The sequence below is a fragment of the Streptomyces sp. NPDC030165 genome (genome assembly GCF_055573595.1).
In genome coordinates, this window is the sequence record NZ_JBVIBD010000002.1 from 601,815 (window position 1) to 622,387 (window position 20,573).

General features: G+C 71.6%; 17 protein-coding genes. 7 read left to right on the forward strand and 10 right to left on the reverse strand.

The window, feature by feature from the left end; genetic code table 11:
• The first annotated feature begins 94 nt into the window (after positions 1-94).
• Complete coding sequence (locus tag ACZ4Z1_RS05990; RefSeq protein WP_468485314.1) at positions 95-1,288, forward strand: hypothetical protein; 1,194 nt, start codon at positions 95-97, stop codon at positions 1,286-1,288.
• A 468-nt stretch (positions 1,289-1,756) separates the two neighbouring features.
• On the opposite strand, the gene ACZ4Z1_RS05995 is transcribed toward ACZ4Z1_RS05990, so the two are convergent.
• Together ACZ4Z1_RS05995 and ACZ4Z1_RS06000 are read right to left on the reverse strand one after the other, a co-directional pair.
• Complete coding sequence (locus ACZ4Z1_RS05995; protein ID WP_468485315.1) at positions 1,757-3,013, reverse strand: DUF418 domain-containing protein; 1,257 nt, start codon at positions 3,011-3,013, stop codon at positions 1,757-1,759.
• 190 nt (positions 3,014-3,203) lie between these two features.
• Positions 3,204-4,523, reverse strand: a complete 1,320-nt coding sequence (locus ACZ4Z1_RS06000) for a geranylgeranyl reductase family protein (RefSeq protein WP_468485316.1) — start codon at positions 4,521-4,523, stop codon at positions 3,204-3,206.
• A 101-nt stretch (positions 4,524-4,624) separates the two neighbouring features.
• Here ACZ4Z1_RS06000 and ACZ4Z1_RS06005 point away from each other — a divergent pair, with 101 nt between their 5' ends.
• Entirely contained in the window at positions 4,625-5,167 is a 543-nt protein-coding gene (locus ACZ4Z1_RS06005; protein WP_468485317.1) for a GNAT family N-acetyltransferase, read from the forward strand.
• Positions 5,168-5,249: 82 nt separating this feature from the next.
• On the opposite strand, the gene ACZ4Z1_RS06010 is transcribed toward ACZ4Z1_RS06005, so the two are convergent.
• The 5 genes from ACZ4Z1_RS06010 to ACZ4Z1_RS06030 form a co-directional block, all read right to left on the reverse strand.
• Positions 5,250-5,948, reverse strand: coding sequence for a demethylmenaquinone methyltransferase (locus ACZ4Z1_RS06010; protein WP_468485318.1), 699 nt, complete (start codon positions 5,946-5,948; stop codon positions 5,250-5,252).
• A gap of 231 nt (positions 5,949-6,179) precedes the next feature.
• On the reverse strand, positions 6,180-6,785 hold the full coding sequence (locus ACZ4Z1_RS06015) for a Uma2 family endonuclease (RefSeq protein ID WP_468485319.1): 606 nt from the start codon (positions 6,783-6,785) through the stop codon (positions 6,180-6,182).
• A gap of 104 nt (positions 6,786-6,889) precedes the next feature.
• A complete protein-coding gene (locus ACZ4Z1_RS06020; RefSeq protein WP_468485320.1) occupies positions 6,890-7,435 on the reverse strand; it encodes an imidazolonepropionase-like domain-containing protein in 546 nt (181 codons plus the stop codon).
• A 30-nt stretch (positions 7,436-7,465) separates the two neighbouring features.
• Entirely contained in the window at positions 7,466-8,665 is a 1,200-nt protein-coding gene (gene mqnC / locus ACZ4Z1_RS06025; RefSeq protein ID WP_468485321.1) for a cyclic dehypoxanthinyl futalosine synthase, read from the reverse strand.
• An 86-nt stretch (positions 8,666-8,751) separates the two neighbouring features.
• Entirely contained in the window at positions 8,752-10,695 is a 1,944-nt protein-coding gene (locus ACZ4Z1_RS06030) for a serine/threonine-protein kinase (RefSeq protein ID WP_468485322.1), read from the reverse strand.
• A 159-nt stretch (positions 10,696-10,854) separates the two neighbouring features.
• Here ACZ4Z1_RS06030 and ACZ4Z1_RS06035 point away from each other — a divergent pair, with 159 nt between their 5' ends.
• Positions 10,855-12,048: an alpha/beta hydrolase gene (locus ACZ4Z1_RS06035; RefSeq protein ID WP_468485323.1), complete on the forward strand. Its 1,194-nt coding sequence runs from the start codon at positions 10,855-10,857 to the stop codon at positions 12,046-12,048.
• Positions 12,049-12,337: 289 nt separating this feature from the next.
• On the opposite strand, the gene ACZ4Z1_RS06040 is transcribed toward ACZ4Z1_RS06035, so the two are convergent.
• Positions 12,338-13,237: a menaquinone biosynthetic enzyme MqnA/MqnD family protein gene (locus ACZ4Z1_RS06040; RefSeq protein WP_468485324.1), complete on the reverse strand. Its 900-nt coding sequence runs from the start codon at positions 13,235-13,237 to the stop codon at positions 12,338-12,340.
• Between the two features lie 249 nt (positions 13,238-13,486).
• Here ACZ4Z1_RS06040 and ACZ4Z1_RS06045 point away from each other — a divergent pair, with 249 nt between their 5' ends.
• From ACZ4Z1_RS06045 to ACZ4Z1_RS06055, 3 genes are all read left to right on the forward strand, one after another.
• A complete protein-coding gene (locus tag ACZ4Z1_RS06045; protein ID WP_003984261.1) occupies positions 13,487-13,690 on the forward strand; it encodes a cold-shock protein in 204 nt (67 codons plus the stop codon).
• A 208-nt stretch (positions 13,691-13,898) separates the two neighbouring features.
• Positions 13,899-15,062 (forward strand): AraC family transcriptional regulator, encoded by a 1,164-nt coding sequence (locus ACZ4Z1_RS06050; RefSeq protein WP_468485325.1) that lies wholly within the window; start codon positions 13,899-13,901, stop codon positions 15,060-15,062.
• 83 nt (positions 15,063-15,145) lie between these two features.
• Positions 15,146-16,363 (forward strand): lipase family protein, encoded by a 1,218-nt coding sequence (locus tag ACZ4Z1_RS06055; protein WP_468485326.1) that lies wholly within the window; start codon positions 15,146-15,148, stop codon positions 16,361-16,363.
• A gap of 213 nt (positions 16,364-16,576) precedes the next feature.
• Here ACZ4Z1_RS06055 and ACZ4Z1_RS06060 read toward each other — a convergent pair whose 3' ends face one another.
• The gene (locus tag ACZ4Z1_RS06060) at positions 16,577-18,556 is read right to left on the reverse strand and encodes an AMP-dependent synthetase/ligase (protein WP_468485327.1); all 1,980 of its coding nucleotides are present in this window, start codon (positions 18,554-18,556) and stop codon (positions 16,577-16,579) included.
• Between the two features lie 303 nt (positions 18,557-18,859).
• Here ACZ4Z1_RS06060 and ACZ4Z1_RS06065 point away from each other — a divergent pair, with 303 nt between their 5' ends.
• Positions 18,860-19,768 (forward strand): MaoC family dehydratase, encoded by a 909-nt coding sequence (locus ACZ4Z1_RS06065; RefSeq protein WP_468485328.1) that lies wholly within the window; start codon positions 18,860-18,862, stop codon positions 19,766-19,768.
• A 76-nt stretch (positions 19,769-19,844) separates the two neighbouring features.
• On the opposite strand, the gene ACZ4Z1_RS06070 is transcribed toward ACZ4Z1_RS06065, so the two are convergent.
• Positions 19,845-20,483: a TetR/AcrR family transcriptional regulator gene (locus tag ACZ4Z1_RS06070; protein WP_468485429.1), complete on the reverse strand. Its 639-nt coding sequence runs from the start codon at positions 20,481-20,483 to the stop codon at positions 19,845-19,847.
• Positions 20,484-20,573: the final 90 nt, after the last annotated feature.

Here is a 20,573-nt window from a genome sequence, read left to right on the forward strand (position 1 = left end):
CATTACTCCGGCATCTGACGGCGGCTGACGAGAGGAAGCACTTACTTACATGAGAATCCACCGTGCCCATACTTTTAGGGCTGTCGCCTGGACGGTGACGACAGCCGCACTTGCCTCCACTCTCAGCCTGGGCCCGGTCCATGCCGCCGAGTCCGCCTGCCCGCCGGCCGAACCCCAGCAGAAGCCCGCCAATACCTGTCCCGCGCCTTCCACCAAGAAGCCCTCCGCCAAGAAGCAGGCGGCCGAGAAACAAGCCGCCAGGAAACAAGCCGCCGAGAAGCAGGCCGCGAAAGAGCAAGCGGCGAAGAAGCAAGCCGCACGCAAGGAAGCCGCGCGCAAGCAGGCCGCGCGCAAGGAAGCCGCACGGAAGGAAGCCGCGCGCAAGGAAGCCGCGCGCAAGGAGGCAGCCAGGAAGCAGGCCGCGCAAAAGCAGTCGCCGCAGACACCGTCGGCGGCCTGCCGCCCGCCCCGGCCCAAGCCGAAGCCCGCGGCCACCTGCCAGGCCACGCCCAGGAAACCCGCCGCGAAAAAGCCCGCCCCCAAGAAGCAGCCGACGCCCCAGCGGCCGTCGGCGAAGCGGCCCCCGGCCAAGCGCCCGCCCGCAAAGAAGCTCCCCGCCAAGAAGCCCCCGGCCCAGAAGAAGCAACTGAGGAAGGATCACGGCTGGAGCTGGGAAGGGCTCTACATCGACGCCGCCGACCTGCGCAAGGTCAATGTCTTCCTCGCCCGGGCCAAGAAGGCCGAACTCACCATCAGCCCCCAGGTCCGCAGCATCGCCCGCAAGACCAAGGCCACCGTGGTCGGTTTCGACAACCGCCTGCGGTCCCCGGAGTCGGTCAAGCGCTCGGTCGCCCGCGAAATGCAGGACAACCCCACCGAGACGGTGGACGAGGCTCTGAACAAGATTTACGACTCCGTCCGCTACATCCTCCAGTGGCCGGACGCCTCGTACGTCAAGAGCGTCAAGGACACCACGAAATTGCTGGGCCAGTGGAAGAATCCGAATATCCGCTGGTCCAACACCTGGGCGCGCCCGCGCGGTTACAAGGGAATCATCACCTCCTGGCGGGCCAACAATTCCGGCCACGCGTACGAGCTCCAGTTCCACACACCGAAGAGCCGGGCCGCCCAGCGAAAGAGCCGGGTTCTTTACGAGGAGGCCCACAGCCCCAGGACGACTTCCCAGCGCCGGGCCCAGCTCCAGGGCCAGATGAACAGGATCTACGCCACGGTGCCCTGCCCCGCGGGATCCCAGCTGCTCAACGGCCCGCGCCGCCGCTCGGTGTAACGCCCGGCGCCATCGACGCCGCTCACCGGGTCGCGGGTTTCCACGACCCGGTGAGCGGCGACGCGGTGCGCCCCGAGGCCCTTTGAGTACGAGGGAAAGAACTGACCAGCCTCCCCGGCATCCGGGTGCTCGCCCGGAAGTACGAGGAGAGCGAGTACAAGGTCGGGAGGTGGCGGGCTACCTGGTCCGGGAGATCGCCCGCACCGGAACCACCACCTCCGCCGGAGCCACCGGTCGCCCCCGCGCCCCGCCCACAGCCTGTGGACACCCCCGAGCCCCCACAGGCCGCACCCGAGGCAACTCCCGTACCGGAAGCGCCCGCCGTGCCCAAGGCACCCGCCACTCCCACCCCCTCCCCAGCCTCGTCCGCGTCCCTGGTCCGCTGCCCCCGCTGCCGTACGGCCGAGGTGTGGACGGTGGCGGCGCCCCGGATGCCCGCACTGCGCAACCTCCAGGCTCCCGTCCACCTCAGGACCGGAGCAGCCGCTTCTGGACGCTCTCCAGCGGCCCGTACTCGAAGCGCCGCAGCCACAGCCGCGCCCCGGTGAACAGCACCACGCACACCACCGCCCACAGGCCCATCACCCACCACGGTCCCGCGTCCGCCCACCGTGCGGCCAGGCCCAGGCCGATGCCGTAACAGGCCAGCACGCACAGCGCGTTCTGCAGGACGTAGCAGGACAGTGCCGTACGGCCGATCGCGGTGAGCCCGGCGGTCAGCGGGCCCGGGCGGCGTACGCGGTCGACGATCAGGCCGACGAGGCCCAGGTAGCCGACGGCGACGACGGGTGCGGCCCCGTACCGGGCCACCATGGCCCAGTCCGGACCGGCCGCCACCGCAGCGATGTCGAGCGGAATGCCGACGCCCAGGCCCCAGCCGCACATACGGCGCCGGATGCGCCGCCCGTCCGCGTCCGGGCGGAAGGCGCCCGCCCGGTACAGCCGTACGCCGAGGTGGAAGAGGAGGACGAGCAGCGCGAAGGAGATGACCGGTTCCATACGGAGCGCGATCGCGTTCTGCAGACGGAAGGCGATCTGCTCCAGGTAGCTTCCGCCGGCGTACAGCTCGACAACTCGTGCGCTGGTACCGCCATCCGCCCCGGAGGCGGAACCTGCACCGACCGCCACCGCCGTCAGCAGCCCCAGCACCACCACGTGCACCCCGGCCGCCACCCACATCAGCACCCGCTGCGTGCGCGCGGTTCGCGTCAGCTGCCAGGCGACCAGGAGAGCGACGACCGCGTACCCCATCAGCACGTCCCACGCGAAGACGAGGACGAAATGCACGGTGCCCTCGGCGAAGAGGAACAGGGCGCGCCACTTGTACCGGCCGGGCCACGGGCTGCCGCGCTTCGCGGCGGACCCGAACTGGATGGCCAGGCCGACACCGAAGAGGACCGTCAGCATCGACAGGAACTTGCCGTCCGCGAGGAACCGGAAGACGCCCTCCACGGTTTTGGCCCATGACGTACCGATCGACGACACGGCGGCACTCCCGTTCAGGACGCCCCACTCCGCGCCGGGCGCTGCGAAGATCCAGACGTTGGTCATCAACGTCCCCAGAATCGCCACCCCGCGCAGCACGTCCAGCAACGGCAACCGCCCGGCCCGCCCCGACGCCCGGACCGCACCCGTACCGGCCCCCGGCACCCCCGCCGTACCGGCCGGCCCCGCCACTTCACCCGAACCCGCCGTGCCAGGCGCAGTCGCCACCGTCTCCGTCACGCCGCCTCCCTCCCCCGGTGCTCGCTCTCACACCATGGTCAGGGCGGGTAGATCCCGAATCTTCGTCCGCGACGACGAGAAGCGACTACATCGTTCGATGCAGCGGAAGCCGTGCATACGGGAGCGGCCGGCCCCGGAGCTCTGCTCCAGGAGACCGGCCGCCGTGGAGACAGCGCCTGCGGCGCCTCCCCTACGCCTTCGGCGCCACCTTGCTCAGCCCGTTGATGATGCGGTCCATCGCGTCGCCGCCCGTGGGATCGGTGAGGTTGGCGAGCATCTTGAGGGTGAAGCGCATGAGCATCGGGTGGGTGAGGCCGCGCTGGGTGGCGATCTGCATGACCTTCGGGTTGCCGATGAGCTTCACGAAGGCGCGGCCGAGCGAGTAGTAGCCGCCGTAGGTGTCCTTGAGGATCTTCGGGTAGCGCTGGAGGGCCAGCTCGCGCTGGGCGTACGTGGCGCGGGCGTGGGCCTGGACGATGACCTCGGCGGCGATGGAGCCGGACTCCATGGCGTACGCGATGCCCTCGCCGTTGAACGGGTTGACCAGGCCGCCCGCGTCACCGACGAGCAGCAGGCCCTTGGTGTAGTGCGGCTGGCGGTTGAAGGCCATGGGGAGGGCGGCGCCGCGGATCGGGCCGGTCATGTTCTCCGGGGTGTAGCCCCAGTCGGCGGGCATGGAGGCGCACCAGGCCTTGAGGATCTCGCGCCAGTCCAGTTCCTTGAACGCGGCGGAGGTGTTGAGGACGCCGAGGCCGACGTTGCTCGTACCGTCGCCCATGCCGAAGATCCAGCCGTAGCCGGGCAGCAGGCGGTCCTCGGCGCCGCGGCGGTCCCACAGCTCCAGCCAGGATTCGAGGTAATCGTCGTCGTGCCGGGGCGAGGTGAAGTACGTACGGACCGCGACGCCCATCGGGCGGTCCTCGCGGCGGTGCAGGCCCATCGCCAGGGAGAGACGGGTGGAGTTGCCGTCCGCGGCGACGACGAGCGGGGCGTGGAAGGTGACCGGCGTCTTCTCCTCGCCCAGCCTGGCCTGGACGCCCTCGATACGGCCCGTCAGGTCGTTGATGACCGGCGCGCCGACGTTGCAGCGCTCGTACAGGCGTGCGCCGGCCTTCTGCGCCTGGCGCGCGAGCTGCTCGTCGAAGTCGTCGCGCTTGCGGACCAGGCCGTAGTCCGGGAACGAGGCCAGTTCCGGCCAGTCGAGCTGGAGGCGGGTGCCGCCGCCGATGATGCGCAGGCCCTTGTTGCGCAGCCAGCCGGCCTCTTCGGAGATGTCGATCCCCATGGAGATCAGCTGCTTGGTGGCGCGGGGCGTCAGCCCGTCGCCGCAGACCTTCTCGCGCGGGAAGGCGGTCTTCTCCAGGAGGAGCACGTCCAGGCCGGACTTGGCGAGGTGGTACGCGGTCGCCGAGCCGGCGGGACCGGCCCCGACGACGATGACGTCCGCGGTGTGCTCGGAGCGGGGGGTGGTCACGGACTCGCTCACGGACTCAGTCGCGGACTCGGTCACGGCGGGATCTCCCGGAAGTCGATATCTGGGTGCCGACCGGCACTGGGCCCCGTCAGTCTATGGGGGCCCAGGTGATCGGAATCTGAAGGGTTGGTCGGTTCATGCACGAGCCACTGGCGGCACCGCGGACGCCGTCCGGAACGGGTTTCACGCTGCGCGTGCCGGTCGAGGAGGACGCGTGGCACTGGCACCGGGTGTTCGATCACCCCGAGGTGATGGAGTTCCACGGCGGCGCCACCGCCGAGCTCTCCGTCTACCAGGAGCTGACCGCCCGGCAGCGGCGGCATCACGCGGAGTACGGGTTCTGTCTGTACTCGATGGTCGAGGCCGGTGAGGGGGAGACCGGGCCGGTCATGGGCTTCACGGGCGCGCAGCCGTGGCCGCACGACTGGGGGCCGGTCGGGGAGATCGAGATCGGCTGGCGGCTGGGGCGGGCGCATTGGGGCCGGGGGTACGCGACGCAGGCGGCGCGCGCCGCGCTGGACGCCGTACGGGCCGCGGGGGTACGGAGCGTGGTCGCGATGGTGGCGGCCGGGAACGAGCGGTCCGTCGCGGTGACGCGGCGGCTCGGGATGCGACACGCGGAGACGTTCCGTACGCCGGTGTCCGGGCTGGAGGGGTACTGCTTCCGGCTGGATCTGTGAGGAGGGGACAGAGGTACGGGTGAGGCGGTACGGGTGAGGCGGTACGGGTGAGGGGGCCGCCGGACCGGGCCCCCTCCCTCGGTCACGCGCCCGGCTTCGTCCCCCGGTGCAGGGCGACCACGCCGCCCGTCAGGTTGCGCCAGGCCACCTTCGACCAGCCCGCGCCCTGCAGGCGCGCCGCCAGGGCCGGCTGGTTGGGCCAGGAGCGGATGGACTCGGCGAGGTAGACGTACGCGTCCGGGTTGCTGCTCACCGCGCGGGCGACGGGCGGCAGGGCGCGCATCAGGTACTCGGTGTAGACCGTACGGAACGGGCCCCACGTCGGCTCGCTGAACTCGCAGATGACGACCCGGCCGCCGGGCTTGGTGACCCGGTACAGCTCGCGCAGCGCGGCGTCAGTGTCCTGCACGTTGCGCAGCCCGAAGGAGATGGTGACGGCGTCGAACACGTCGTCGGCGAAGGGCAGTTGCATCCCGTCGCCGGCCACGAACGGCATCCACGGGCGGCGCTTCTTGCCCTCGCCCAGCATGCCGACGGAGAAGTCGCACGGGACGACGTACGCGCCGGTGCGGGTGAAGGGCAGCGAGGAGGTGCCCGTACCCGCGGCGAGGTCCAGCACGCGCTCGGCGGGGCGCGCCGCGACGGCCCGCTCCACTTCCTTGCGCCACAGCCGCGCCTGCCCGAGGGAGAGCACGTCGTTGGTCAGGTCGTAGCGCGCCGCCACGTCGTCGAACATCGCGGCGACGTCCTGCGGCTGCTTGTCCAGAGAGGCTCGGGTCACCCGGCCATTGTCCCCTACGGCTCCGGAAGACTTTGGACGGGGACGGCCCGATGCCCCCCTCAGAACATCCGGGCGGTCCAGCGGTGCTGCGTCTTGTGCATGGCATCGTGAGCGACCGAATGGGCCGTCCCCGCGGGAAAGATCCTGCCGGGTGGAAGGGCCGACTCCGGTTTCGTTGACGGTGTCCTGACGCAGGACGCGTCGGCCTTCACGGATCGTTGACGCCCGGACTCACAGCTCCAGCAGACTCGCCAGGTCGATGCCGATGGGGAAGGGCCGGTCCGTCTCCAGTTTCTCGGTGTGGCGAGGGTGCTCGGGGGCGGGAACGTACTCACCCACGTCACGGCGCAGCCAGAACTCGTGCACTACCGGCCTGTCGTCCGCACCGTGCTCCACACGCCAGAAGTACGGGATGCCCGCCTCGGCATACAGGAAGGGCTTGCTGCTCCGGTCCCGGACCTGGGAACCCGGCGACACCACTTCCACCGCGAGCTTCACGATGGTGGCCGGCGTGGCCGCCAACGAGGCGACGTCGATCCCGCTCTTGTCGAAGATGACGATGTCGGGCTTGACGGAGTTGTAAGCGTCGAGCACCAGACACCGCTCGGCATTGACGCCGTACAGGTCGGGTTTCACCTGCTTGATGCGGAAGAACAGCTCGTCCCGGACTTGGTCGTGCCACCATTCCGCCATCCCCCGAACCACGATCACTCCGTCCATGAGTTCCCAGTCGAAGGGCAGCTCCAAATCCTTGACCTGATCGAACGTCCACCGCCCACCAGGCGGGTTCATCCAGGTCTCCGGAGTCGCCTTCTCCAGCCGCCGGTCAGTGCTCATCACTGCTCCCATGGACGCGAGTGTGGACGCGAGTGCGGATCACGGTCCTGGATACGACAGTACCGTCACACGAAGTGACGGGAGCGCTTCTCGACGTTGACGCCTCAGCGTCCCCGGTACACCAGCCGCCCGCCCAGCACCGTCACCAGACACCCGCCGTCCTCCGTGAATACGGCGAAGTCGGCGGGGGCACCGGGGGCGAGGAGCTGCGGGCCGGGGTGGTCGCGGAGGCCGGAGCGGGCGACCGCCGTGCGGACGGCGGGGCGGGTGAACGGGCCGGCGACGGACGTCGTGCCGGTGGACAGCAGCCGCTGCACGCCCCGGCGGGCGCTCGCGCCCCAGCGGGTGTCGGTCATGCCGAGGGCGCTCAGCACGTCGCCCGTCAGCGGGGCCGTGCCCAGGTCGTCGGCCTCGCGCGGGTCCGGGTGGTAGGCGGATTCGAGCAGCGCCGTGCCGTCGGGCTCGTGCCTCCCTGGGGTCAGGACGCCGTCCCACTCCCGGACGCGGGCGCGTTCGCCGTACCGCTCGTACAGCTCCTCGTACGGGCCGACGGCCTCGATGCGGTCGCCGGAGACGACGACCGCGTGCCCGGGGTCCACGGCGCCGTCGGGGGCGCGGCGGACACCGTGCACGCGGTGGATCGTCAGCATGCGGGACTCACAGGGAGACTCGGCCGGGTCTCAGCTGGCGTCGACGAGCTTCAGCTCGGGGTGCGCCGTGCCGCCCTCGATGGCGGTCGAGGAGATGTGCGAGGTCACGCGGTCGTCGACCGGGTCGTTGGCCGGGTCGTCGTGCACGACCAGGTGCTCGTACGTCGTCGCGCGCTGCGCCGGGACGCGGCCCGCCTTGCGGATCAGGTCGATGATCTCCTGGCGGTTGGAGCGGTGCTTGGCGCCGGCGGAGGAGACGACGTTCTCCTCCAGCATGATCGAGCCGAGGTCGTCCGCACCGTAGTGCAGGGAGAGCTGGCCGATCTCCTTGCCGGTGGTCAGCCAGGAGCCCTGGATGTGGGCGACGTTGTCGAGGAAGATCCGGGCGATGGCGATCATGCGCAGGTACTCGAAGATCGTCGCCTGGGTGCGGCCCTTGAGGTGGTTGTTCTCGGGCTGGTACGTGTACGGGATGAAGGCGCGGAAGCCGCCCGTACGGTCCTGCACGTCACGGATCATGCGCAGGTGCTCGATGCGCTCGGCGTTGGTCTCGCCGGTGCCCATCAGCATCGTGGAGGTGGACTCCACACCCAGCCGGTGGGCGGTCTCCATGATCTCCAGCCAGCGCTCGCCGGACTCCTTCAGCGGGGCGATGGCCTTGCGCGGCCGCTCCGGCAGCAGCTCGGCGCCGGCGCCGGCGAAGGAGTCCAGGCCCGCGGCGTGGATCCGGCGGATGGCGTCCTCGACGGTGGTCTTGGAGATGCGGGCCATGTGCTCGACCTCGGAGGCGCCGAGGGAGTGGATGACCAGCTGCGGGAACGCCTTCTTGATCGCGGAGAAGTGCTCTTCGTAGTACTCGACGCCGTAGTCCGGGTGGTGGCCGCCCTGGAACATGATCTGGGTGCCGCCCAGCTCGACGGTCTCGGCGCAGCGGCGCAGGATGTCGTCGAGGTCGCGAGTCCAGCCCTTGGCGGTGTCCTTGGGCGCCGCGTAGAACGCGCAGAACTTGCAGGCCGTCACGCACACGTTGGTGTAGTTGATGTTGCGCTCGATGATGTACGTCGCGATGTGCTCCGTACCGGCGTACCGGCGGCGGCGCACGGCGTCGGCCGCGGCGCCCAGCGCGTGCAGCGGCGCAGAACGGTACAGGTCGAGCGCTTCCTCGGGCGTGATCCGCCCGCCTGCCGCGGCGCGGTCGAGTACGGACTGAAGGTCGGCGTTCTCGGTCACCGGGCGTCCCTTCGGAGGCGGGCATAACGACCGAACCAGCGTACGCCAGCGGTACGGCACCACCGGCGGCGGGCGGCGGGGATGCGTCAGCGGCCGGTTCTCCCGGCCGGTCGGCCGCCCGCCTTCTTCATGGACGCGCGGGGCCGGCCGCCCGCCTCGTCGTCCGAGGCGAAGGAGAGCGTGCCGTCCTTGCCGAGCGTGTACGTGACGGCCGCCTCGGCGCCCGTACAGCCGGGTCCCGGCTTGCCGTCCGTGCGCTCCCGGAGGGTCAGCGTGGTGGCAGTGGCGGACACCAGCTTCGCCTTGGCCTCGCAGCGGGCGATCAGGAAGTCGTACGAGGTGTGGACCACGTAGTCGCCCTTGGTTCCGGGGGTGATGACGCTGGTGATGGTGCCGTTGGGGATGTTTTGGCGGGTGATGACCGTGCCGGTCCAGGTGCCGAGGAAGGCCTTCGGGACGGCCGGCTCCGCGGGCCGGGTGCCCCCGGGCGACTGGGACTGCCCGCTGCCGGGCGGCTTCGCGGCGGCGTCCCTGCCCCCGTCGTCGTCCCGCCCGGGCAGCAGCTGGAAGACGAACGCGGCGGTCGTCGCGGCGGCCAGCGCACCGGCCACGGACAGGACGAGCGTGCAGCTCATCCGGCGGCGGCCGTCGGTACTGCCACCGAGGGCACCTTTGACGGTGAGGCGACGTTCTTCGGGAGGGGGCGGGGTGTGGGGTGCGGAGGGTGGTGCGGTGGGTGGCTGCGTGGGGGCGGCACCGGCGGTGGGCCAGGAGGCGTGCGGACGGGAGGTGTGGGCTGGGGAAGGGTGGGGGTGGGAGGTGGGCTGGGGCGGGATGTGAGTCGGTTGCTGTCCGGAGGCGGAGGCCGGGGCTGTGGTGCCGGGACCGGCTGGACCTGTGGTGCCCGGACCGAGTGGACCTGTGGTGCCGGGACCGGCTGGGGCGTCCGCCGGGGCGACCACCGGAGCAGCCCCCGGAGCGGCTGCCGGGGCGTCGAAGGGGACGAGGCCGGAGGGCGCGCCGTGTGCGGGGGTGGCGGGCGCGCCGTACGAGGAAGCGTCGGCCGTCCCGAAGCCCCCCGCGCCCTCCCCGGCCCGCGCGTCCAGGTTCAGCAGTTCCACCGCCTGCCTGCTGACGCGTTCGACCAGTGGCGCCGGCAGCCACCCGGCGCGCGACGGGCCGCCGTCCGCCCCCACCGCACTGCCCGGCGCGCCGTTCCCTGCCGTCGCGCTGCCCAGCCGCCGGGCGATCTCCTCCGGTGCGGGCCGGTCCTGGGGCCGTTTCGCCAGGCAGGCCACCGCGACCTCGCGCAGGTCGTCCGTGAGGGCGGCACCGAGCTCCGGTTCGCCGTGGACGACCTTGTAGAGCAGGGCCGCCGAGCTGTCCCCGGTGAACGGGCCGGCGCCGGTGGCCGCGTAGGCCAGTACCGCGCCGAGCGAGAAGACGTCGCAGGCGCCGGTGACGCCCTGGCCGAGGATCTGCTCGGGCGCCATGTAGCCGGGTGAGCCGACGGAGACGCCGGTGGCGGTCAGCGCGGCGCTGCCGTCCGTGGCGCGGGCGATGCCGAAGTCGATCAGCAGCGGGCCGTCGAGGGTGAGCATGACATTGGACGGTTTGACGTCGCGGTGGACCAGGCCCTGGGTGTGCACGGCGGCCAGCGCCCGGGCGAGGCCGGCGCCCAGCGTCCGTACGGTGGTGCCGTCCAGCGGGCCGAAGTCCTCGACGGCGCGGGTGAGCGAGGGGCCCGCCACATAGCCGGTCGCCACCCAGGGGACGGGGGCCTCGGGGTCGGCGTCCAGAACGGGCGCGGTCCAGGCGCCGCCGACCCGGCGCGCGGACTCCACCTCGCGCCGGAAGCGGGCCCGGAACTGGTCGTCGGCGGCGAACTGCGCGTGGACGGACTTCACCGCGACGGTACGGCCGCCCGCGCTGCGTCCGAGGTAGACGCGGCCCATGCCGCCCGCGCCGAGCCGGCCCAGCAGCCGGTACGTACCGATGACGCGCGGATCGTCCGCCCCCAGCGGCTCCATGGCTTCGCCTCCCCCTGCCGGCCCGGATCACGCCCCAGCCTATGACCCAGGTCATGCCCGGTCCGGTGAACCCGTACAGCGGCTTTCGCCATCAAAAAGATGGAACGCCAGCAACCGTCCGACTTGTCCTGCGGGGCAGCGCACCATCCGGAGTCCTCCGTGCAGCATCCTTCCGGCGAGCAGCCCCCGCACGGCCCCGGGGGCCGGTCCGCGTACGGGTCCGACAGCGGCCCCGGGCACGACCGCGACGGCGGCCCCGCGTACGGCCCCGCCCGGCAGCACCGCTCCCCGCGCCGCCGTGCGGGCCGGCGCAAGCGGCTCTGGGTGCTCGGCGCGGTCGTCGCCGTGCTCGGCCTGGCCGCCGTACCCGTACTGAACGCCTTCGACGTCTTCTCCGACAACGGCGAGCCGATGTCCTTCGACCGGCCCCGCCCGGACGGCGGCGGCACGGGCGGTTCCTCCGGCGCGGGCGGGCCGTCCGGCACATCCGATTCCCGGGTGCGGATGCCCACCGGCCCGCAGGCGGAGTTCCGGACGGCGAACACGCTGGACGACGGCACCAAGATCGGCGTGACCACGCTGCACGGGAAGAAGTCCGGCTTCACGGGCAAGGTCTGGGTCTGGGCGCCCAAGGAGTACTACGAGGAGAAGTACGCCAGGAGCGCCTTCCCGGTGCTCATAGCCCTGCCGGGCGGCCCCGGCTACCCGGTCAACTACTGGATGGGAACCGACCTGAAGCTGCAGAGCAGCATCAGCGAGTGGTCGAAGTCGGGCAAGAGCAAGCCGTTCATCGTCGTCATGCCGGTCCTGAACGCGGACGACAAGCACTACTACGACGGCAGCGACATCCCGGGGCAGCCGAAGATGGGCACCTGGATGTCCGACGACGTCCCCGACCTGGTCAAGGCGAACTTCCGTACCTTCACCTCGCGGGACGGCTGGGCCTTCATGGGCTCCTCCTCGGGCGCCTACGTGGGCCTCAAGCAGGTGCTCCAGCACCCCGACCGGTTCAAGGCCGTGATCGCCAGCGGCCCGGACACCCGGCCGGACTCGCCGCTGTGGCGCGGCCATGAGAAGGAGCAGCGGGCCAACGACCCGGAGCAGCTGGCCAAGGAGCTGATCGCCCGGCCCGGGGCCCCGGACGTGCACATCGCCTTCCAGATCGGCACCAAGGAGGGCGGCCGGGCCAAGCTGGAATCGTTCATGAAGAAATATGGCAAGGGTCCGATCAAGACCCGCCTTCAAGTGATCCAGGGTGGCGGGCACAACGCCCGCGGGTACCTCCGCGGCATGAATGACGGATCCATGGAATGGATCAGCAGGGTGATGCCGGGCCCGACGCCCGCGTCCTGACACTCCGGCCGGGCATTTCGTCCGTCTTCCCTACTTTTCCCGGCGGCTTCCGTACAGCTTTCATACGGCTTCCATACGGCCTCCGTACGCCCCCCGTACGACTTCCGCACATCTCCCGACGTGGCGGCCGTGTCTTTCGTGTGCTTTTCACACACCTCCCGTATGCCTCTGGCATGCATCCGCATGCCTCTCGCATACCTTTCGCACGGCCCGCGTACGGCTCGCGCACACCTTCCGTACGCGCGGAATTCACCGCCGGAAAGGGGATCCGGGCCCGCGGGTTCTCCGGCTAGCCCCGCGGGTTCTCCAGGAGATCCACCCGGACATCCGCCGGATAGCCGGTCGATTCTCCCGTCCTGCGGGCGAATTCCGTCACACCGCGCAACTGGTCCGGGCCGAAACGGAAGTCGAGTGTCGTGAAGTAGCGTTCCAGCACCTTCTCGTCGAAGGACTCCCAGCGTGCGGCCTGCTCAGCCACCTTGGTGACCTCCTCCAGCGACAGGTCGCGGGAGGCCAGGAACGCCTCGTGCACCTTGCGGACGACGGCGGGCTCACGCTCCAGGTAGTCCCGCCGCGTCGCCCAGACGGCGAAGACGAACGGCAGCCCCGTCCACTCCTTCCACATCTCGCCCAGGTCGTGCACCTGGAGCCCGAGCCGCGGCGCGTCGTGCAGGTTCGCGCGCAGCGCCGCGTCCCCGATCAGCACGGCGGCCTCCGCCTCCTGCATCATCACGCCGAGGTCGGGCGGGCAGGTGTAGTACTCAGGAGTGACGCCGATCTTCTCGGCCAGCAGCAGTTGGGCCAGCCGTACGGACGTACGGGAGGTCGAGCCGAGCGCGACCCGAGCCCCGTCCAGCTCCTCCAGGGGCTTCTGCGACACGATCACGCACGACATGACCGGGCCGTCGCAGCCGACCGCCAGGTCGGGGAAGGCGACCAGGCCGTCGGCGGCCCGCAGGAACTCCACGAGGGTGACCGGCGCGATGTCGAGATCGCCGCGCACCAGCTGTTCGCTGAGCTTCTCCGGGGTGTCCTTCGTGAGCTCCAGGTCGAGCAGCGTGCCCGTACGCGCGAGGCCCCAGTACAGGGGCATGCAGTTCAGGAACTGGATGTGGCCCACCCGCGGCCGGCTGCGACGGTGGTCGGCTGCGGCTCCTGCGGATGCGTCTCCAACGGTTGAATTGTCCACATGCGGAGGCTAGACCCGGTGCGTGCCGGACGGTGCGGCGGGGCCTCGTGTGGCCGACACACCGCACCGCTAAACGTGATCTTTGGCTCTTCCGCCCCACAAGCGCCCCGTGCTACGCTCAGCGCAAGTTGCAGTTTGGTTTCCCTTGCAGTACAGAGCCTGCGGAGCATGTGACGCCGCAGGCTTTTGTAGTTTTCAGACTTCTCGCAGGTTCTGGAGCAGGGCAACCCTTTGGCCCAAGGAGGGCTTATGGCTACCGGAACCGTGAAGTGGTTCAACGCTGAAAAGGGCTTCGGCTTCATCGCCCAGGACGGCGGCGGCCCGGATGTCTTCGTTCACTACTCTGCGATCAACGCCTCTGGCTTCCGCTCCCTGGAGGAGAACCAGCAGGTGAACTTCGACGTCACGCAGGGCCCGAAGGGTCCGCAGGCGGAGAACGTCACGCCGGTCTGAGTTGCCCGGTCCGACCGATCGCGGTCGACTTAGCAGTACCCAAGGAGCCCCGCTCCTTCCTTTCGGAAGGGGACGGGGCTCCTGCCTTTTCGCTCGCCGCCGGCGAAATCCGAGTACGGGATTCAGCCGACCCGATGTCCCAGCCGCTCACTCCCGGCCCGGTCGGCCCCCCTGACCTCCCGGCCCCCCGCGGCTACCGTGAAGGGTCATGACCGGGCCGACCATCGCGGTGCACCATGTGCGGGCCGTGCTGAGCGGTGCGCGGCGGGCGGGCGTGGACATCGTGCCGTTGCTCCAGGCGGCGCGGATCGCGCCGTCGCTGCTCGGGGACGAGCGGGCGCGCATCGGCGCGGACCGGTTCGCCCGGCTGGTCAAGGAGGTGCAGCGGGCGACGGACGACGAGTTCCTGGGGCTGGGGCCGCTGCCCAGCCGCCGCGGCACGTTCGCCATGATGGGCCTCGCCTGTCTGAGCTGCCCGGATCTCGGGACGGCGCTGGAGCGGGCCGTGCGGTTCTACGGGCTGTTCCCCGGCGGGCCCGAGATGGCGGTGACGGTGGGGGGCGACACGGGTTCCGCTCCCGGCGCCGGCGCCACCCCTGGCCCAGGTCCCGACGTGTCCGCCCGTGCTCCCACCCCGGCCCCCGGCCCCGCCGCCCCCGGTCCCGTCTCCGCCGCCGAGTTCTCGGTCCGTACCGATCTGCGTCCGTACCCCGAGGGCATCTTCCTCGCCGAGTCCCTGATGATCATCTGGCACCGGCTCTCCAGCTGGCTCATCGGCCGCCACATCCCCCTGCGCCACGCCTGCTTCACCCACCCCGCCCCCGCGCACGCCCGCGAGTACGCGCTGCTCTTCGGCTGTCAGGTGCGCTTCGGGGCGCCGCGCACCGCCGCGGCGTTCGACGCCCGCTGGCTGGCGGCGCCGGTCGTCCGGGACGAGGCGGCGCTGACGGCGATGCTGCGGCGGGCACCCGCCGACCTGCTGAGCCGCCGGGAGTACGGCACGACCGTCGCCGAGCGGGTACGGCGCACGCTCGCCCTCGCCCTGCGCGCCGCGAGCCCGGCCCGCCTGCCGGAGGCGGCCGAGGTCGCGGCGCGGCTGGCGGTGAGCCCGGCGACGCTGCGCCGCCGGCTCCACGAGGAGGGGACCTCGTACCAGCGCCTGAAGGACGCGGTACGCCGGGACGCGGCGATCAGCGCGCTGACGGCGGGCCGGGAGCCCATCGCCGAGCTGGCGGCGCGGCTCGGCTTCTCCGAGGACACCGCCTTCCACCGGGCGTTCCGGAGGTGGACGGGGACCACCCCGGGCGCGTACCGGCTGCACCCGCAGCCGCCGGGAGTGCTGACCGGCGCTCCGCCGGGTCAGCAAAGCTGAGCGTCCCGGTCAGCACCGTACTTACTTGGGAGTCACTACGGTCACCCCAACTGACCCGTCCTCCGGACCGTTGGGAGAGCCGCATGGTGCAACCCCGCGCCACCCGCGCGCTGCGCAACACCGCCCTCACCGCCGCCACAGCACTCGCCCTCTCGCTCGGCCTCACGAACGCCACGGCCACCGCGCAGCCCGCCCCGACCGCCCGGGCGGCGACCGCCCAGGCGGACAGCGCGCGCCCCGGCGACATCGTGAAGGCCGCCCCCACGTCCTTCCACCCGCTGCCCGGCCAGCCGACCCGTACCCGCGCCTGGCACATGGAGTACCGCTCGACCACCGCCAAGGGCACCCCGAACGTCGTCTCCGGCACGGTCATCGTCCCGGACGACGGCCGCACCGGGCCGCGCCCGCTGGTCACGTACGCCGTCGGTACGGTCGGCCTCGCCGACCCGTGCGCGCCCTCGGCCGGCTTCCCCAAGGGCACCACCGTCGAGGCCAACCTGATCCAGCAGCTCACGGCCCGCGGCTGGGCGGTCGCCGTGACGGACTACGAGGGCCTGGGCACGCCCGGCGACCACACCTACACCGTCGGCCGCGCCGAAGGGCAGGCCGTCCTGGACGCGGCGCGCGCCGCCCAGCGGCTGCCCGGCGCCGTCGCGGCGGGCGTCACGAAGGACTCCCCCGTCGGGATCATGGGCTATTCGCAGGGCGGCCAGGCGTCCGGCTGGGCGGCCGAGCTGCACGGTACGTACGCGCCCGAGCTGAAGGTCAAGGGCACCGCGACCGGCGGCGTCCCGGCCGACCTGCTCAAGGTCGCCGACTTCAACAACGGCAACATCGGCGCGGGCCTGATCCTGATGGCGGCCGTCGGCCAGGACGCCGCCTTCCCCGAACTGGACCTGGCGAAGTACCTCAACGCCAAGGGACGGCACTACGTCGACTTCATGCGCAAGAACTGCGTGGCGATCGACGCCATCGCCGGCGCCTTCAAGAAGATCTCCGACGTCACGGTCAGGAACCCGCTCCACGAGGCCGACTGGCAGCAGCGGCTGCGCGCGTCGGACCTCGGTACGCGCAAGCCGGACGCGCCGGTCTTCCTCTACCACGGCACGCTCGACGAGCTGATCCCGTACGGCGTCGGCAAGCAGCTGCGCGCGGACTGGTGCGCCAAGGGCACTGACGTACGGTGGGCCCCGATCCCGCTGGGTGAGCACGTCATCGGCGCGATCGCGGGCGCCGTACCGGCCGCCGACTGGCTGGCGGGACGTTTCGCCGGGAAGCCTGCACACAGCAACTGCGGCTGAACCGGAGGCCGAACGCCGAAGCCGCAGGCGGAGACGCAGGCGGAGACGCAGGCACACGCGCCAGACGCGCACACAGACTCGGCCAGCGGCACAGCCACAACCGCAGGCGCACCATGAGGAACCCCGTGCCACTTCCCCCACAGAGGTGACACGGGGTTCCGGTCTGCCGCGCCGGGCATCCACGAGGTTACCCGGCGGTCAGTTAACGGAGCATCAGTACGCGGGTCCGGTCCCGTACAGCTCCTTGATCTCCGCGCCGAAGTCGCGCGCGATGGCGGCCCGCCGCAGCTTCAGGGACGGGGTGAGGTGGCCGGCCTCCTCCGTGAAGTCGACCGGCAGCACGGTGAAGCGGCGGATCGATTCGGCACGCGAGACCAGCTGGTTGGCGTCGTCCACCGCGTCCTGGATGTCGGCCAGCAGCGCCTCGTCGCGCACCAGTTCCGCCATCGGCACCTGCTGCTTCTTCCGCATCTGCCGCCAGTGCGCCAGCCCGTCCGGCTCCAGCGTGACCAGCGCGGTGACGTACGGGCGGTCGTCTCCGACGACCATGCACTGGCCGACGAGCGGGTGCGACCGCAGCCGGTCCTCCAGCGGGGCCGGGGCGACGTTCTTGCCGTTCGAGGTGACGATCAGCTCCTTCTTGCGGCCGGTGATGGTCAGATAACCGTCCGCGTCCAGCGCACCGATGTCCCCGGTCGCCAGCCAGCCGCCGTCCCCGGCCGGCTCCGGTCCCTCGCCCCCGCCCCCGCCCCCGTCCACACCCCCGGCCGGCAGCGGCCCGCCGCTCCCGGCGTCCCAGTACCCGCTGAAGACCTGCCCGCCGCGCAGCAGCACCTCCCCGTCCTCCGCTATCCGTACGGCGGTGCCGGGCAGCGGCCATCCCACCGTGCCCATACGGGGCTTGAGCGGCGGGGTGAGGGTGGCCGCCGCGGTGGTCTCGGTCAGCCCGTACCCCTCGAAGATCTCGATGCCCGCGCCGGTGTAGAAGGCCGCGAGCCGGTGCCCGAGCGGGGAGCCGCCGCAGATCGCGTAGCGGACCTTGCCGCCCAGGGCCGCGCGGATCCGGCGGTAGACCAGCGGGTCGTACATCCGCCGGGCCGCCCTCAGCGCGACGCCGGGACCGCTGCCCGTGCCGTGCTCCTCGGCCTCGACGGCCTCCCCGTAGCGCCGTGCGATCGCGGCGGCGCGGTCGAAGGAGGCGGCCCGGCCCATCTTCTCGGCCGTGGCGCGGCCGGTGTTGTAGACCTTCTCCAGGACGTAGGGGATCGCGAGCAGGAACGTCGGGCGGAAGGCGGCCAGGTCGGCGAGGAGGTCCTCGGTACGGATACTGGGCGCGTGGCCGAGCCGTACCCGGGCGCGCAGGCAGCCGACCGCGACCATCCGGCCGAAGACGTGCGAGAGGGGCAGGAAGAGCAGCGTCGAGGCGGGCTCGCTGCTGACCGACGTGAAGACCGGGTGCAGCAGTTCGATCGCGTTGTCCACCTCGGCGAAGAAGTTGCCATGGGTCAGCACGCAGCCCTTGGGGCGGCCGGTGGTGCCGGAGGTGTAGACGAGGGTGGCGATGCTGGAGGGGCTGGTGACCGCGCGCCGCTCGGCCACCAGCGCGTCCGGCACCGGCCGCCCGGCCGCCACGATCTGCGGTACGGCGCCGGTGTCCAGCTGCCACAGGTGGCGCAGCCCGGGCAGCCCGGACCGTACGCCGCTCACCAGCCGGGCCTCCTCGACCCCCTCCACCACGCAGGCCGCCGCCCCCGAGTCCCGCAGGATCCAGTGCGCCTGGTGGGCGGAGGAGGTCGGGTAGACGGGTACGGTGACCAGCCCGGCGGCCCACGCGGCGAAGTCGACGAGCGTCCACTCGTACGTCGTACGGGCCATGATGGCCAGCCGGTCGCCCGCCCGCAGGCCGTACGCGATCAGACCTTTGGCCAGGGCGAGCACCTCGGCGGCGAACTCGGCGGCGCTCACGTCGCGCCACGCGCCCCCGGCCTCCCGGCCCGCCTTCTTGCGCGCCAGCACCACCTCGCCGGGTGCTTGCGCGGCGTTGTCGAAGGGGATGTCTCCCAGGGAGCCGGTCCGCACCGGCGCCACCAGCGGCGGTACGGACACCTCCCGCACGACCCCGCCTTGCGTCCGCGTGCGCGGCTCCACCGGGGCGGGCGCCGGCGGCCCGCCTTGCCGTTGCTGACTGGACACGAGCGGCTCCTCGTCTCACGGTGGGCGCAGGGCGCTTCACGCGGTGGCCGACGAGGCCCAACGGGTCGGAGGAGCAGGCCCGTTCGGCGGCCGTGGACAGCGCGCGGCCCGCAGGCTCGCACTCTCGACCAGCACCTGACCCGACAGTAACCTTACTTCGAAGTAAATTTACGCGAGGACCAGGAGTTGGCCAATGCCCGAACACCGTCTTCCTCCCACCGATTCGGCCCCGGGCCCCCTCCGCACCCCGCACACCCCGCACCCGGACCGCCCGCTGCCCGCCCCGCACCGGCCGGTTGCCTGATGGCGGCCGACACGCCGGGCGGCGCGACCACCGGCCTGTCCCGTGCGCCCCGGCTGATGCCCGTACTGGCCAAAGGCCTTCTGACCGGCTTCGGCAAGCACCCGCGCCCGGACGCCGCGCTGCCGCGCACCCGCCTCGCCCTGCCCGCCGTACGGATCGGACTGGGCCGGGCCGCCAGGTACGCCCGCGTCTGCGGCTACGACGCCACCGAGCCGCTGCCCGTCACCTATCCGCACATCCTCGGATTCCCGCTGGCCGCACGGCTGATGAGCGCGCGGGACTTCCCGCTGCCGATGCTCGGCCTGGTGCACACCGGCATCGAGATCACCCAGTACGCGCCGCTGCACCCGACCGACACACTCGAACTGACGGTGTATGCGGGCGCGTTGCGGCCGCACCGGCGCGGCACCGAGGTCGTCATGACCACCGAGGCGCGGCGCGCGGACGCGCTGGTCTGGCACGACCGGAGCACGTACCTGGCCCGGCACCATACGGCGGCGGACGAGGGGCCGCCGCGCTCCGACCTCCCTCCCCCCGGCCCCCGCGAGCTTCCCATACGCGCCCGATGGCACCTGCCCGCCGACCTCGGCCGCCGCCACGCCGCCGTCTCCGGCGACTACAACCCGATCCACCTCCACGCCCTCACGGCCCGCCCGCTCGGCTTCCCGCGCGCCATCGCGCACGGCATGTGGACCTTCGCGCGCTGCGCCGCCGAGGCGGTGCTGCCGGGTACGGCCACCCTGCGCATCTCGGCGGAGTTCCGCGCCCCGGTGCTGCTGCCGGCCACCGTCGCGTATGCCTACGAGGTCACGCGCACCGGCGGCACGTTCCAACTGCGTGGCGGCGGCCCTGAAGGCCGGTCCCGATCCTGCATCCACCTGGAGGGCAGGGTGGAAACGGACGTGTGACACACCCGGCAGGACCGGCAGGACCGGCAGGACCGGCAGCGACTCAACCGTCCGTTCCCCTCAACCGTTCGCCCCCTCACCCACCCGGCGACCACCGCTCCCCGTCCATCAGCCGGCCCAGCCCCGCCCAGGCGAAGTTCATCAGCGTCGCCGCGGTGTCCTTGGCCGACGGGCGCTCGCCCGGCGCCGCACCGCTGCCGCGCCCGTTGGCCCAGTCGGCCAGTGATTCGGCGGCACCCACCAGGGCGTGTGCCAGGCCGGACACTTCGCGCGCGGCCAGCTCCCGGTCGCAGCCCGCCTCCTGGGCGGCCGCGCCGATCATCACCGTGACGAACTCGACGATCTCCGCCCGCATCGCGGCGACTTCGACCGCGAACGGCTCGCCCTGTGTACGGGCCTGCTGATGCAGTACCGCCCAGCCGTCCGGGTGCTCGGCCGTATGCGCGAAGAATCCTTTCAGTCCACTCCAGAGCTGCCGGTCGGCGGGCGCGTCCGGCTCCACCGCGGCCCGCACGGCCTCCGCCAGCGCCGCCGACTCCCGCCGGATCACCGCGCTGAACAGCTCCTCCTTGGAGTTCAGGTACAGATAGACCAGCGGCTTCGACACCCCCGCCACCTCGGCGATCTCATCCATCGAGGCCGCCCGGTAACCCTGCCGCGCGAAGGTCAGCACGGCCGCGTCGAGCATCTGCTGTTCCCGTACGGCCCGCGGCATCCGTTTGCTCTTCACAGTTCCCACGCCAATTGCCCTTCTGTCCCGCCCCTTTACCGCCAAGTAAGTTTACGTTTTCCCGCCTTGTTCCAC